The organism is Streptococcus sp. HMSC034B05, from assembly GCF_001809055.1.
Taxonomy (GTDB): Bacteria; Bacillota; Bacilli; order Lactobacillales; family Streptococcaceae; genus Streptococcus; species Streptococcus constellatus.
This window is the reverse complement of sequence record NZ_KV795627.1, coordinates 15,384-28,806: the sequence shown is the minus strand read 5'-3', so window position 1 is coordinate 28,806 and position 13,423 is coordinate 15,384. Positions and strand designations below refer to the sequence as shown.

12 protein-coding genes and 3 tRNA genes are annotated in these 13,423 nt (G+C 30.6%); 4 read left to right on the top strand and 11 right to left on the bottom strand.

The window, feature by feature from the left end; translation table 11 throughout:
* Positions 1–62 precede the first annotated feature (62 nt).
* The 4 genes from trpS to HMPREF2542_RS08435 all read right to left on the bottom strand — a co-directional run bounded on the left by trpS (position 63) and on the right by HMPREF2542_RS08435 (position 3,438).
* Positions 63–1,088, bottom strand: a complete 1,026-nt coding sequence (gene trpS, locus HMPREF2542_RS08450; protein WP_070484706.1) for a tryptophan--tRNA ligase — start codon at positions 1,086–1,088, stop codon at positions 63–65.
* Positions 1,089–1,169: 81 nt separating this feature from the next.
* Positions 1,170–2,165, bottom strand: coding sequence for a UDP-glucose 4-epimerase GalE (galE, locus tag HMPREF2542_RS08445; RefSeq protein ID WP_065428350.1), 996 nt, complete (start codon positions 2,163–2,165; stop codon positions 1,170–1,172).
* A gap of 20 nt (positions 2,166–2,185) precedes the next feature.
* Entirely contained in the window at positions 2,186–2,875 is a 690-nt protein-coding gene (locus tag HMPREF2542_RS08440) for a triose-phosphate isomerase (protein ID WP_049476385.1), read from the bottom strand.
* A gap of 23 nt (positions 2,876–2,898) precedes the next feature.
* The gene (locus tag HMPREF2542_RS08435; RefSeq protein WP_006270338.1) at positions 2,899–3,438 is read right to left on the bottom strand and encodes an NAD(P)H-dependent oxidoreductase; all 540 of its coding nucleotides are present in this window, start codon (positions 3,436–3,438) and stop codon (positions 2,899–2,901) included.
* Between the two features lie 154 nt (positions 3,439–3,592).
* On the opposite strand from HMPREF2542_RS08435, the gene HMPREF2542_RS08430 reads away from it, so the two are divergent.
* Both HMPREF2542_RS08430 and HMPREF2542_RS08425 read left to right on the top strand, forming a co-directional pair.
* The gene (locus HMPREF2542_RS08430) at positions 3,593–5,215 is read left to right on the top strand and encodes an ATP-binding cassette domain-containing protein (protein ID WP_003071648.1); all 1,623 of its coding nucleotides are present in this window, start codon (positions 3,593–3,595) and stop codon (positions 5,213–5,215) included.
* Positions 5,216–5,288: 73 nt separating this feature from the next.
* Positions 5,289–7,865: a YfhO family protein gene (locus HMPREF2542_RS08425; RefSeq protein WP_058669999.1), complete on the top strand. Its 2,577-nt coding sequence runs from the start codon at positions 5,289–5,291 to the stop codon at positions 7,863–7,865.
* An 87-nt stretch (positions 7,866–7,952) separates the two neighbouring features.
* Here the strand turns inward: HMPREF2542_RS08425 and HMPREF2542_RS08420 are convergent.
* The 7 genes from HMPREF2542_RS08420 to rlmH form a co-directional block, all read right to left on the bottom strand.
* Positions 7,953–8,026 (bottom strand) — tRNA-Asn (locus HMPREF2542_RS08420).
* A gap of 5 nt (positions 8,027–8,031) precedes the next feature.
* Positions 8,032–8,103 (bottom strand) — tRNA-Glu (locus tag HMPREF2542_RS08415).
* 85 nt (positions 8,104–8,188) lie between these two features.
* The gene (gene comE / locus HMPREF2542_RS08410; RefSeq protein WP_003071650.1) at positions 8,189–8,938 is read right to left on the bottom strand and encodes a competence system response regulator transcription factor ComE; all 750 of its coding nucleotides are present in this window, start codon (positions 8,936–8,938) and stop codon (positions 8,189–8,191) included.
* The gene (locus HMPREF2542_RS08405; RefSeq protein ID WP_058670000.1) at positions 8,938–10,260 is read right to left on the bottom strand and encodes a sensor histidine kinase; all 1,323 of its coding nucleotides are present in this window, start codon (positions 10,258–10,260) and stop codon (positions 8,938–8,940) included. Before HMPREF2542_RS08405 ends, comE begins: the two co-directional genes overlap by 1 nt.
* Before the next feature lie 14 nt (positions 10,261–10,274).
* Positions 10,275–10,424, bottom strand: coding sequence for a ComC/BlpC family leader-containing pheromone/bacteriocin (locus tag HMPREF2542_RS09645; RefSeq protein WP_080983098.1), 150 nt, complete (start codon positions 10,422–10,424; stop codon positions 10,275–10,277).
* 166 nt (positions 10,425–10,590) lie between these two features.
* Positions 10,591–10,664: transfer RNA gene (locus HMPREF2542_RS08400), tRNA-Arg, on the bottom strand.
* A 42-nt stretch (positions 10,665–10,706) separates the two neighbouring features.
* Positions 10,707–11,186 (bottom strand): 23S rRNA (pseudouridine(1915)-N(3))-methyltransferase RlmH, encoded by a 480-nt coding sequence (gene rlmH / locus HMPREF2542_RS08395; protein ID WP_058670001.1) that lies wholly within the window; start codon positions 11,184–11,186, stop codon positions 10,707–10,709.
* A gap of 204 nt (positions 11,187–11,390) precedes the next feature.
* Here rlmH and HMPREF2542_RS08390 point away from each other — a divergent pair, with 204 nt between their 5' ends.
* Positions 11,391–12,581 carry a serine protease HtrA gene (locus HMPREF2542_RS08390; RefSeq protein WP_006270334.1) on the top strand — a complete coding sequence of 397 codons (1,191 nt, stop codon included), beginning with the start codon at positions 11,391–11,393 and terminating at the stop codon, positions 12,579–12,581.
* Between the two features lie 54 nt (positions 12,582–12,635).
* Positions 12,636–13,403, top strand: coding sequence for a ParB/RepB/Spo0J family partition protein (locus HMPREF2542_RS08385; protein WP_003071657.1), 768 nt, complete (start codon positions 12,636–12,638; stop codon positions 13,401–13,403).
* Positions 13,404–13,423: the final 20 nt, after the last annotated feature.

The window sequence follows — 13,423 nt, the reverse complement described above, 5'->3', positions numbered from 1 at the left end:
TTGTCAATCTCTATTTTATAAAAAGTAAAAACCATCACGTTAGGTGATAGTTTTGCTCATTTTTATTGAAAATAGTTAATTCCCATAGCAGACTTTACCTCAAAAAGTGTTTGACTAGCTACTTGCCGTGCTCTATCACTACCTTTTTGTAACATAGTATAGACTTCTCCCATATCTTTTGAAAATTCAACACGACGTTCACGAATTGGACCTAATTCACGCTCTAAAATTTCTAATAAATAGCGTTTTGTTTTCACGTCTCCCAGTCCACCTTGTTGATAGTGTTCTTTCATTATTGTAATTTCTCGCATATCTTCTGGACGACCAAATACATCTAAATAATGAAAAACCATATTACCGTCAATTTTACCAGGATCTTCAATCTTGATATGGTCAGAATCCGTATACATGCTCATCACTTTCTTTTGTAGAGTATCCATATCATCAGATAAATAGATACCATTATTTAAAGATTTAGACATTTTTGCATTCCCGTCAAGCCCTGGTAAACGCCCTGCAGCTTCATTTTGAGGATAAATGCCTTCAGGCTCTACCAAGACATCACAACTATAAGTATGATTAAAAGAACGCACAATTTCACGAGTCTGTTCAATCATTGGTTTTTGATCATTACCTACTGGAACATAATTTGCTTTAAAAGCAGTGATATCTGCTGCTTGTGCAATTGGATAAACTAAAAAACCAGTCGGGATACTTTCACCAAATCCTTTTTGAGCAATCTCTGACTTGACAGTTGGGTTACGTTCTAAACGAGCTAGTGATACCAGATTCATATAATACATTGACAGTTCTGACAACTCTGGGATTTGACTTTGAATAAAAATAGTTGTCTTTTCAGGATCTAAGCCAGCAGCTAAATAGTCTAATGCCACATTCCCGATTGACTCCACAATTGTCTTAGGATCCTTAGCGTGATCCGTCAAAGCTTGTTGATCAGCTAAAAATACAAATAATTCATATTTCCCTTCATCTTGCAATAAAACACGATTTCGCAAACTTCCTACATAATGACCAATATGTAACTTCCCTGTTGGACGATCTCCTGTTAAAATAATAGGTTTTGACATCACATTCTCCTTGAATTTTCTTGATAATATTATACCATTTTCAAGAAAAAAGTGTAGAAACTATTTCTACACTTCTAAAAATTATTCGACAACGGAATTGCCAGCTTTCACACGCCAATTATAATCAGATAATATAATATCTTTCAAAGAATAACAGGCTTGCCAATTTAAAAATTCTCTTACTTTAGCAGTATCTGCTAACACACTTGCTGGATCACCGACACGACGTGCGACAATTTCATGAGGAATTTTTTTCTGTAAAATTTGCTCTGCAGTATTGTATATCTCCTTGACAGTGTAACCATGTTCAGTTCCTAGATTGAAAATCTGTGACGTTGACGAATCTGTAAACAAATAGTCAAATCCCTTTACATGTGCCTGAGCTAAATCTAAAACATGAATATAATCACGGATGCATGAACCATCTCTCGTTTCATAATCATCGCCAAAAATTTTTAAAGCATCATTTTGTCCCAGAGCCGTTTTATTAATATTAGGGATGATATGTGTCGGATTTTTAACTCTCAAACCATTTGAAGCATCCATAGCAGCACCAGCAACATTAAAATAACGAAAAATAACATATTTCCAATTATAACGATTGGCCATCCAATAAATCATACGTTCTCCCATCAGTTTTGTCTCTGCATAAGGATTTACTGGATTTAATAGCGTATCCTCATTTGCTGGTTTATCCATACAATTATTTCCATAAACTGAAGCCGTTGATGAAAAAATCATCTTATTGATGCCTACTTCTGATAATACTTTTAAAACATGGTTCATGCCTGCTACATTAGCTGCAAAATATTTACTAGGATTTTCAATACTTTCACTAACAACGATTTCCCCTGCACAGTGCAATACAGCATCAATTTTATGAGATTGTAAATAATCTTTTAATGCCAGCTCATCATAAACATCTAGTTCTTTAAAGTGCGCTCTTACATCCACCGCATCCCTGACACCTGATGCTAGATTATCCAAAACATGCACATCATAATCAGCATCTAAAAGTGCCTTTACAGTATGAGAGCCAATATATCCAGCTCCACCTGTTACTAAAATTGATTTCATTTTTTCTTCTCCTTGTCTTTCTACATCAATACAAGAGTATCTTTTAGTAAATATTGGTAGGTTTCAACCAAACTTTCAATTCTATCTCCGATAAGAATACCATCAAATCCAATGGTTAAAATCTGTTCAATATCTTCACAGTTTACACCACCACCAAAAATCAATTGATATGTAAACCCAAGCTTTACACTTGAATTATCTAAATAATCTTTTAAATCTTGGAAACTTTCTTCAACTTTTGTAAATGAATAATCCTTTTTTCCTTTTAATGTTGCACTTAATATTTCATAAGCTATGATAATATGTTTATCCTGAAGATTCAAACCATCTAAATATGTTGCGCATTCAAAAATAGGATTTTCATGATTTCCTACACAAATAATAGGGACAATATCTTTCTGTAAAGCATTGTCAAGCTTTGATCGAATAATTCTTGTTGTTTCATTTAAACACTTTTGCCTTTCTAAATGGCCTACAAAAGCATAGTTTATATTGTAATGTTTTAAATGTTTAGGTGATAAATCACCTACATTTCTTCCTTTAATTGACAAATTTTGAACTGCGATGTCAAAATGATACTCATCATAATTTGGTATAATAGGAGCTATAATCAATTGATGCTGCTTTTTTATTGGTTGATTGAACTTCTCTAACAATTCTAATTGTTGCTTGATTGACATCTGATTTTTAAAATTAAAAACAACTAACACTTTACTATTCCTTTACATCGTATTTACAATTCTTTTAAAAAATAATCTTCTACTGTTTGTTTGTAAGATTCAAATTGAGGATTTTTTACAACATTATGGAAAGATAGTGTTTTTCTTTTCTTTAAACCACAAAATTCCATGGTCTTATGAAATGAAATCAAAATATCATCAACATCTTTTCCATCAAAAAATGTAGTCGGATTATTAAACGCTTCTTCTGGTGCATTCCAAGTTGTGGATAAGATGTACTCCTTGTTTTTCATTAAACCACCTTGACCATAAGTATCTGCAAACGAATAAAATTGACCATATTCAAAAACTTCATCCATATACAGCTTTAACTTTCCAGGCACATTAAACCAATAAATAGGAAATTGAAAAATAATCAAATCTGCCCACAAAAATTTATTTCTTTCGTTTATTACGTTGTAGTCCTCAACTGACGATAACTGAATATCATGTTTGTGTCGTAAATTTTCCAACATAACATTATACAAACTAAAATTTAATTCTCCTTTACAGAAATCATGCTTTTGATAACCATTTATTAATAAAATTTTCATTTTTTCCTCCTAAAAATTTATAAATTTATTATAAATCTATTTATTTTTTCTTACTTCTCTATATTCTAAAATGTAATATTTTATCCCTGAATCATTTGAAAAAAGTCAAATTTTCTAGTAAAATGAAACTAATTACAGAGTTAGGAGAAAAATATTGCTTACAGTATCGGATGTCTCACTACGATTTAGTGATCGAAAATTATTTGATGATGTGAATATCAAATTTACAAAAGGAAATACTTATGGTTTAATCGGCGCTAATGGTGCAGGAAAATCAACTTTTTTAAAAATCTTAGCTGGCGATATCGAACCAACTACTGGAAATATCTCACTCGGACCAGATGAACGTCTCTCAGTCCTTCGACAAAATCATTTTGACTATGAAGAAAATCGAGTTATTGACGTAGTTATCATGGGGAATGAGCATCTTTATAATATTATGAAAGAAAAAGATACCATTTATATGAAACCTGATTTTTCTGATGAAGATGGTGTCCGAGCAGCTGAATTAGAAGGTGAATTTGCTGAATTAGGTGGCTGGGAAGCCGAAACCGAAGCTTCTCAATTGCTACAAAATCTTCATATTCCTGAAACCCTCCACTACCAAAATATGAACGAATTATCAAATGGAGATAAAGTAAAAGTTCTTCTTGCTAAAGCTCTATTTGGTAAACCAGACGTTCTGTTACTAGATGAACCAACAAACGGTCTTGATATCCAATCCATCTCTTGGTTAGAAGATTTTTTGATTGATTTTGAAAACACCGTTATTGTTGTATCTCACGATCGTCACTTCCTTAATAAAGTATGTACCCATATGGCTGATTTAGACTTCGGTAAAATCAAACTTTATGTTGGTAATTATGACTTCTGGAAAGAATCTAGTGAATTAGCTGCTAAACTCTTAGCAGACCGCAATGCTAAAGCTGAGGAAAAAATCAAGCAACTGCAAGAATTCGTTGCTCGCTTCTCTGCTAATGCTTCAAAATCTAAGCAAGCAACTTCTCGTAAAAAAATGCTTGACAAAATTGAATTGGAAGAAATTGTCCCATCAAGCCGTAAATATCCATTTATTAACTTCAAAGCAGAACGTGAAATCGGAAACGACCTCTTGACAGTCGAAAATCTTTCTGTCAAGATTGACGGCGATATTATTCTTAATAATATCAGCTTCATTCTGCGTCCTGGAGATAAGACAGCCTTGATTGGACAAAACGACCTTCAAACAACTGCTTTGATTCGAGCTATTATAGGAGATATTGACTATGAAGGAACTGTAAAGTGGGGCGTTACAACTAGTCAATCTTATCTACCAAAAGACACCAGCAAAGACTTTGCTAGTGGGGAATCTATTCTTGACTGGCTCCGTCAATTTGCAAGTAAAGAAGAAGATGACAATACTTTCCTTCGAGGGTTCTTAGGGCGTATGCTTTTCTCTGGTGATGAAGTTAACAAACCTGTCAATGTTTTGTCAGGTGGGGAAAAGGTTCGTGTCATGCTGTCAAAACTCATGCTTCTCAAATCAAACGTTTTGATATTAGATGATCCAACCAACCACTTAGACTTAGAATCTATTTCTAGCCTAAATGACGGTCTGAAAAACTTTAAAGAATCTATTATTTTTGCTAGTCATGATCATGAATTTATCCAGACACTTGCTAATCACATTATTGTTCTTTCTAAAAATGGTGTCATTGATCGTATTGACGAAACTTATGATGAATTTTTAGAAAATCAAGAAGTACAAGAAAAAGTCAAGAACCTTTGGAAAGATTAAACCTTTTCGACAGTAGGAGCTGATAAAAGATTCAGTTCCTTAATTTTTAGCAGTTTATTATTTATCATAACCTATGAAAAAAATCAAAAAACTTCTTAAACATTATTATCTGTTTGCCTTTTTTATTCCATTTTTTATCCTGTTTTTAACTTATTTTATAAATGGAATTTATTGGAAAAGTGACACTTCTCCACTTTTGGGAGATGGTTTTCATCAGTATGTCATTTTCGATGTTACTTTAAGAAATATTTTGCATGGTACAGACAGTATTTTTTACACGTTTACAAGTGGACTTGGATTAAATTTTTATGCTTTATCTAGCTATTATCTTGGAAGTTTCTTATCACCTTTAGTTTACTTTTTCAATTTAAAAAATATGCCAGATGCAGTATATTTATTTACTCTGATAAAGTTTGGTTTGATGGGATTGACTTGTTTCATAAGCATTAAAAATATATTCAAAAAAATTTGTCCTTATTATATTTTAATGCTGTCAACATCCTATTCTTTAATGAGTTTTGCAGTTAGTCAACTTGAAATAAAAACTTGGTTAGATGTTTTCATCATTATTCCGCTTATTTTACTTGGTTTACATTATTTGATATTCCAAAAAGGTTATGTTCTTTACTTTACATCTCTGTCAATTCTTTTCATTCAAAATTATTATTTTGGATACATGATGGTTCTCTTTCTTATTCTATGGTATATTGTTCAAATTTCATGGGATTTTAAAACTAGGATTAAATCTTTCCTGGACTTTACAATTGTATCAATTTTAGCTGGGATAACGAGTCTTATCATGATTTTACCAACTTTTCTAGACTTAAAAACTCATGGTGAAAAATTAACAAAAGTGACAACCTTACTGACTGAAAAAAGTTGGTATTTAGATATTTTTGCCAAAAACTTCATTGGAGCTTTTGACACAACTAAATATGGCTCTATTCCTATGATTTATGTTGGTCTCATTCCATTATTGTTAGCAGTTCTATTTTTTACATTACGATCTATTAAGTTTCACGTGAAACTTGCTTATTTTCTTTTAATTACAATTTTAGTAGCTAGCTTTTCTTTACAACCGTTAGATTTATTTTGGCAAGGTATGCATGCGCCAAATATGTTTCTACATCGTTATTCTTGGACATTTTCCATTGTCATTATCTTCTTAGCTGCAGAAAGTTTAGAACGTCTAAAGGAATTTAAACTAACAAATATTCTAGTTAGTTTTTCTATCTTAGGATTTGGGTTTATTTCTACTTTTATTTTTAAGAAACATTACAAATTTTTAGGTTCCGTTAATTTTATCTTAACATTAGAGTTTTTAGTCGCCTATCTTTTAATTTTTTGGGCTTATACAAAAAAATATATCCCTTCTAAAATATTTACAGTTTCTACTTTATTATTTGTTTGTTTTGAACTTAGTTTAAATAGCTTTTATCAAATGGAAGGAATTGCAAAGGAATGGATCTTTGCAAGTAGGAATGCTTATGAACAAGATTTAACATCTATTGATTCACTCGTTAAATATAGTAAAAAGAAAAACTTAAATTTCTTTAGAACCGAAAAATTATCTATTCAAACTGGAAATGACAGCATGAAGTACAATTATAATGGTATCTCTCAATTTTCTTCTGTTCGTAATACTGCAGCTAGTTCTATTCTTGATAAACTCGGTTTCAAATCATCTGGAACGAATTTAAATTTACGTTATCAAAATAATAGTATTATTATGGATAGCTTATTAGGAGTAAAATACAATATTTCAACAAATAATCCTCAGAAATATGGTTTTTCGTCTATTAAGACTAAAGATAATTTAACACTCTATGAAAATAGAAATGCTAATTCACTAGCATTTCTAACAAATTCAATTTACAAAGATGTAAAGTTTAATCATTTAACGTTAGATAATCAAACTCGTTTTCTCAATCAACTTTCTGGATTAAATTTAAAATACTATCACCGATTAACTCCTACAAGTAATCATAATGTTAAACAGGTTGGAAATAGAATAGTTGCAGAAGTAGATAAAAATGGTCATGATTCTTTTGCCAGTGTCTCTTATACTTTAGAAGTTCCAGCAAATAGTCAAGTTTATTTAACTTTACCAAACTTAACTTTCTCAAATGACAACCAAAAATCAGTTGACATAACTGTAAACAACAATCAAAAAATGCATTATGGTACTAATAATGTCTTTCCTTTTTTTAATCTTGGATACTTTAATCAAAAGCAAACCATAACTGTAAAAGTAACTTTTCCAGATAATTCAAAAGTTTCGTTTGATAGTCCTGAATTTTATACTCTTGATACAAATCGTTTTCAACAAGCAATAAACAAGATTCAACAACAAAAAGTATCAGTAACAACAAAATATAATACAATAACAGCATATTATCAAGCTCAACGAAATAGTTCTTTATTCTTCACCATTCCTTATGATAAAGGTTGGTCTGCAACGCAAAATGGGAAAACAATCAAAATTTCAAGAGCACAGAATGGCTTTATGAAGGTTAATGTAAAAAAAGGAGAGGGAAAAATTAAATTGACATTTATCCCGAATGGCCTAAAAGAAGGTAGTATAGCATTTTTATCTGGAATCTCGTTCTTTATTATTTATAATAAGATACGAAAGAAAAAATTGTTATAATTAAAAACCCAAACTGAACAAAAAGACAGTTTGGGTTTTATTATATATTACTAATATAAAAAAGCATCCTTTATGAATGCTTCGTAGCTCCGGCAGTAGGACTCGAACCTACGACATCATGATTAACAGTCATGCGCTACTACCAACTGAGCTATGCCGGATAATATAGTCCGTACGGGATTCGAACCCGTGTTACCGCCGTGAAAAGGCGGTGTCTTAACCCCTTGACCAACGGACCATATATGCTCTTTCACAGAACATATACTATTATACCAGTTTGGAAAACTTTGTCAATAGTTTTTATTTAAAAATTTAGTTTTTATTCATCCTTTTGACTCCTCTAAAATGGATTTCAACTTTCCAATTTTCATTCGAGTAATCGGACAACGGTGATCTTCATAAAAAATAATTTCTCTTGTTTTTTTATCATAACCTTTAATATTCCCAATATTAACTAGATAAGATTTATGAGGTGAAAAGAAGCGCTGTGTTTTCTCGTCTTTTTCCTGAATATCTGCAATCGTACCATAAAATTCTTTAAAAAAGTTTTTACCAACAATTCTTAATTTATGAGAAGAACCTGTCGTTTCAATATATAAAATATCATTAAAAGGCATTCTAACCTCGCCACCACGGAAACTATATTCAAAATAATCAACCATATCTTTATTTTCAATCAACGTTGCTTTTGTATACTCAATACTGTCTTTTATATGTTTTTTAAAAGCAGCATCATTCAAATTTTTATCAACAAAATCCAATGCAGATACTTTATATTTAAACGTCATAGTAGCAAATTCTGATTTTGTTGTAACAAAAACAATAATGGCATAAGGATTGTGATGCCGTATAAATTTGGCTATTTCTAACCCTTTTGTTTCTTCACCTTTAATATCAATATCTAAAAAATATAATTGATTTACTTCATCGTTTTCAATATATTCTTTAAATTCTCTTACTTTTCCAGTTATTTTAACTTTTATCGGAATCCCCATTTCCTTAGCTATTTCTGCCAATGTTGTTTCCATTCTAACTTGATGTGTAATTTCATCTTCTAATATTAGTACTTTCATTATAGACCTTCTTTCCTTACTCTCATTACTTGTGTAAAATATTCATCCTCAATGTTTGTATCAAGAATAATTCCTTCATAGTTATTAATAATTTCTTTGATATTGCTTAAACCTAAACCTCGTCCCTCGCCCTTTGTTGAAAAATCGGTTTGATAAATCATTTCTAAGTCTAGTTGTCTTTTTTTACGTGAATTTTGAATGACTAAGATCGTTTCTGTATCCAAATCTACCAAAGAAACATTCATTGTTTTTTGATAACTTTCTGCTGCTCCTTCTATGGCATTATTTAAAAGAACACTTGTCATTCTAACGAGATCTAATAATTTAATCGGCAAAGGCTTGACAAAATCTTTTACTTCAAATGTTAATTCTATATTATAATCACGTGCCTTAAACAAGGTTTGTATAATAACACTTCTAAGTGCTGAATCCCCAATGTTATTTAAATCAAAATACGTATATTTATCAGAACGAAGCTGTAAATTAGCATTTACGAGAACCTCCTGATAGATTCGCTCCACTTCTTTTATATCACCTGTATGAATGGCAGATTGGAAACTTGCCAACATCCCACCATAATCGTGACGAAAACCTCGAATTTCATTGTAAAGACTCACAATTTCATCTGTATACTTTTGTAGTTGTAGCTGTTCTCGTTCTTTTTGTTTAATTTGCTCCTCTTTTTCATATTTTTCACGAATAGATTGTAAGTAGAATAAAATTGACATAAACATCAAAAAGCAAATCGTCGCAATCATACTAGAAAAACTATTTAAACTTTTTATATTGCTAAGCCAATGCGATACATTTAATAAAAAATGAATGAATAATAGATAAAAATTTAACTGTACAATCTTATCTTTGAAATCAACCTTTTTAAAATATTTAAAATTAAACTTAAAATAATCAATAGTTTTTAAAATAAAAATTAAAGAAATAATATTGATAAAAATATAGAACAATCCCCAGTATCTATCAACAAACTCATCACCTGTGACAGAAGAAATAATGACTGAAAAGAAGGTTTCAGAAGTGGTTACAGATGAATAAATTAAAAAGGTTGCAAAAACTGATATATACTTCTCATATCTCTTAAAACGATAAAAATAAAAGTAAATTATAATAGGCTCTAATAATAAACATAAATAAGCTAATAAGGAATTTATTGAATTTATAAAGGCTGAAAATAAAAATAAACATAAACACAATAAAGTAAAGCGAAAATCTATAATTTTCACTTTACTAATTTTTTTATGAACAACTGAAAAAGATAAAATTCCGATAATAAAAGAAATAATTATAAATATTTTATCCAGATTCATAACAATAAAATCTCCTAACCAAATAATTTTTTTCCAATTCCAATTATTCCTCTAGGATCTCTTCTATCTCCACCAACAATTTTATTTAACTGTTCATCAGTAAGTTCTTTAAATGATTCAACTTCCACTTTAGTTATTTCCTTTTTGCTAAAAATTTTTTTCATAAATTCTCCTTAATGTTTGTTTTTTGTAAGAAATCTTACAAAGTAATTATACAAAATTTTTAAAACCAAATTAAAAAAATCTCTAAACGATACATTTTTACATCTCAAAAGACTTTTTACACAGATATAGAAAAAGGCACGCTTCTCTCGTGCCTTTAAACTTATATGATCCCAGCAGGATTCGAACCTGCGACCGTTCGCTTAGAAGGCGAATGCTCTATCCAGCTGAGCTATGAGACCAATGCTTTATCATTTTAACAAAAAAAGTCCACAACGTCAAGATTACTTATGATAAGGACTTCCTTGTTGAATCATAAATGCTCGATAAATTTGTTCTACTAAAACTAATCGCATCAATTGATGAGGAAGAGTCAATTTTCCAAAACTCACCAATAGATTAGCTCTTTTTTTAACAGTATTAGATAAGCCAAGGCTTCCTCCAATCACAAAAGTAATATTTGAAATTCCACGAATGGTTATATCACTCAATATCTTACTAAATTCTTCTGACGGAAATTGTTGACCTTCAATAGCTAAAGCAATCACAAATTCCTTATCAGTTATTTTCGATAAAATACGATTCCCTTCTTTCTCCAGAATTTGCTGATTTTCTAAGTGACTTGCTTTATCAGGTGTTTTTTCATCTGAAAGTTCAATCAACTCAAATTTAGTAAAATGTTTTAAGCGTTTTGCATACTCTGCAATCCCATCTTTAAGATATTTTTCTTTTAATTTTCCAACAGTTACAAGTTTTATTTTCATATTTCTATTCTATCATATCCACAGTTATTTCACATCTTATTCACAAGATAAAACTTTAAATTTTTTTTCAAAAACCTTATAAATTACTAAGAAAGTCACAGATTTTGAAAGTTATCCACAATTTGTGGATAAGGTTAAACATTTAAGTTATAATTAAGATAAATTATTTATACTTTCAGTAATTGAAATAACTAGGAGGAAGATATGAAAAATTCTTCAAATTTTACAAAAAAATTATTATGGCTTTTCATGGTCTTAGCTATAGGTTTTATTGGTGGTTTATTTGGAAACTTAACCTCATCAAAATTATCAACAAATAGTTCTACAACAACTAAGGTTAACAAAGTTACTACTGCTTATAAAAATACAAATTCTACAACACAAGCTGTAAGCAAAGTAAAGGATGCAGTTGTATCTGTTATTACCTATGCTAATAATAATTCTCAAAATAGTGTTTTTGGAAATGATGATTCAAATACTAATAACGATAATTCTCAACAAGTGGCTAGTGAAGGATCTGGGGTTATTTATAAAAAAGACGGAAAATACGCCTACTTAGTGACCAATACCCATGTTATTAATGGTGCTAAAAAAGTTGATATTCGTTTGGCTGATGGGAATAAAGTTCCTGGAGAAATTATAGGTTCAGATACTTATTCTGATATCTCTGTTGTTCGTATTAGTGCTGATAAAGTAAAAACAGTTGCTGAGTTTGGAGATTCTAGTAAATTAACTGTTGGTGAAACAGCTATTGCGATTGGAAGTCCACTCGGATCAAATTATGCTAATACTGTGACACAAGGAATTATTTCTAGCTTAAATCGTAATGTGTCTTTAAAATCTGAAAGCGGTCAAACTATTTCAACACAAGCTATCCAAACTGATACAGCTATCAATCCAGGGAATTCTGGTGGTCCACTTGTAAATATCCAAGGACAAGTAATTGGTATTACTTCAAGTAAAATTGCTAGCAACGGTGGAACTTCTGTTGAGGGATTAGGTTTTGCCATTCCATCTAATGATGTTATTAATATTATCAATCAATTAGAAGCAAACGGAACTGTTACACGACCAGCTCTAGGAATCCAAATGATCGACATCACTAATCTGTCTAATTCAGATTTATCACGCTTAAAACTCCCATCCAAAGTAACTAGTGGGGTTGTTGTACGTTCAGCTCAAGCTGGGATGCCTGCAGCAGGAAAGCTTCAAAAATATGATGTTATTACAAAAGTAGATGGCAAAGACATTTCCTCAGTAAGTGATTTACAATCTGCTTTATACAAACATTCAATTGGTGATGATATAAAAATTACATTTTATCGTAATGGAAAAGAAACAACAACTACTATTAAGCTGACAAAATCTACAAAAGATTTAGATTCAAATAATTGACACTTTATTAACACATCTTTACAGAATTGTAAAGGTGTGTTATTCTATATAAACATGGAAAAATATCAATATATTACACTCAATGACATCCAAACAAATCCTTATCAACCAAGAAAAGAATTTTCAGAAGAAAAAATTGCTGAACTTGCTAATTCTATAAAAGAACATGGGATTATTCAGCCCATCATTGTACGAAAATCTCCAATAATTGGTTATGAATTATTAGCTGGTGAAAGGCGTTTTAGAGCTGCTAAATTAGCAGGCTTAACTAATATACCAGCTATTATAAAAGAAGTAACAGATGATGAAATGATGAAGCAAGCCATTATTGAAAATTTACAACGAGAAGACTTAAATCCTATAGAAGAAGCACAATCTTATCAATATTTAATTGACAAAGGGTTGACACACAAAGAAATCGCTCAAACAATGGGAAAATCACGTCCTTATATTACAAATTCTGTCCGTTTATTAAACTTACCTCTTAATATTATGGAAGCGATAAAAGAAGGAAGAATTTCTCAAGGACATGCTCGTTTACTTATCAACTTATCAGAAAAAGAGCAAAATCAGTGGTTCACTAAAATCCTATCTCAAGAACTTTCAGTTCGACAGCTAGAAAAACAATTGCATCCACATCAAAAAAAGACTTCAGCAAAAAACAAGTACCAACTTTTTCTCAAAGAAGAAGAAAACAGATTAAAAAAGATATTCGGTACAGAAATCTCACTCCAATTTTCTAAGCAATCGCAATCTGGAAAAATCTGTATTCACTTTTCAAGTCAAGAAGAATATCAAAGAATTATTGATAGCTTTAAATAAGGCTGTTAATTTTATTTTTT

Excerpts from the sequence above, each read along its gene's own strand:
- HMPREF2542_RS08390 (WP_006270334.1), top strand. The coding sequence starts at position 11,391 with ATGAAAAATTCTTCAAATTTTACAAAAAAATTATTATGGCTTTTCATG.
- HMPREF2542_RS08435 (WP_006270338.1), bottom strand. The coding sequence starts at position 3,438 with ATGAAAATTTTATTAATAAATGGTTATCAAAAGCATGATTTCTGTAAA.
- HMPREF2542_RS08385 (WP_003071657.1), top strand. The coding sequence starts at position 12,636 with ATGGAAAAATATCAATATATTACACTCAATGACATCCAAACAAATCCT.
- HMPREF2542_RS09645 (WP_080983098.1), bottom strand. The coding sequence starts at position 10,424 with ATGAAAAAAATTTTTAGCAAAAAGGAAATAACTAAAGTGGAAGTTGAA.
- comE (WP_003071650.1), bottom strand. The coding sequence starts at position 8,938 with ATGAAAGTACTAATATTAGAAGATGAAATTACACATCAAGTTAGAATG.
- galE (WP_065428350.1), bottom strand. The coding sequence starts at position 2,165 with ATGAAATCAATTTTAGTAACAGGTGGAGCTGGATATATTGGCTCTCAT.
- HMPREF2542_RS08405 (WP_058670000.1), bottom strand. The coding sequence starts at position 10,260 with ATGAATCTGGATAAAATATTTATAATTATTTCTTTTATTATCGGAATT.
- HMPREF2542_RS08425 (WP_058669999.1), top strand. The coding sequence starts at position 5,289 with ATGAAAAAAATCAAAAAACTTCTTAAACATTATTATCTGTTTGCCTTT.
- rlmH (WP_058670001.1), bottom strand. The coding sequence starts at position 11,186 with ATGAAAATAAAACTTGTAACTGTTGGAAAATTAAAAGAAAAATATCTT.
- trpS (WP_070484706.1), bottom strand. The coding sequence starts at position 1,088 with ATGTCAAAACCTATTATTTTAACAGGAGATCGTCCAACAGGGAAGTTA.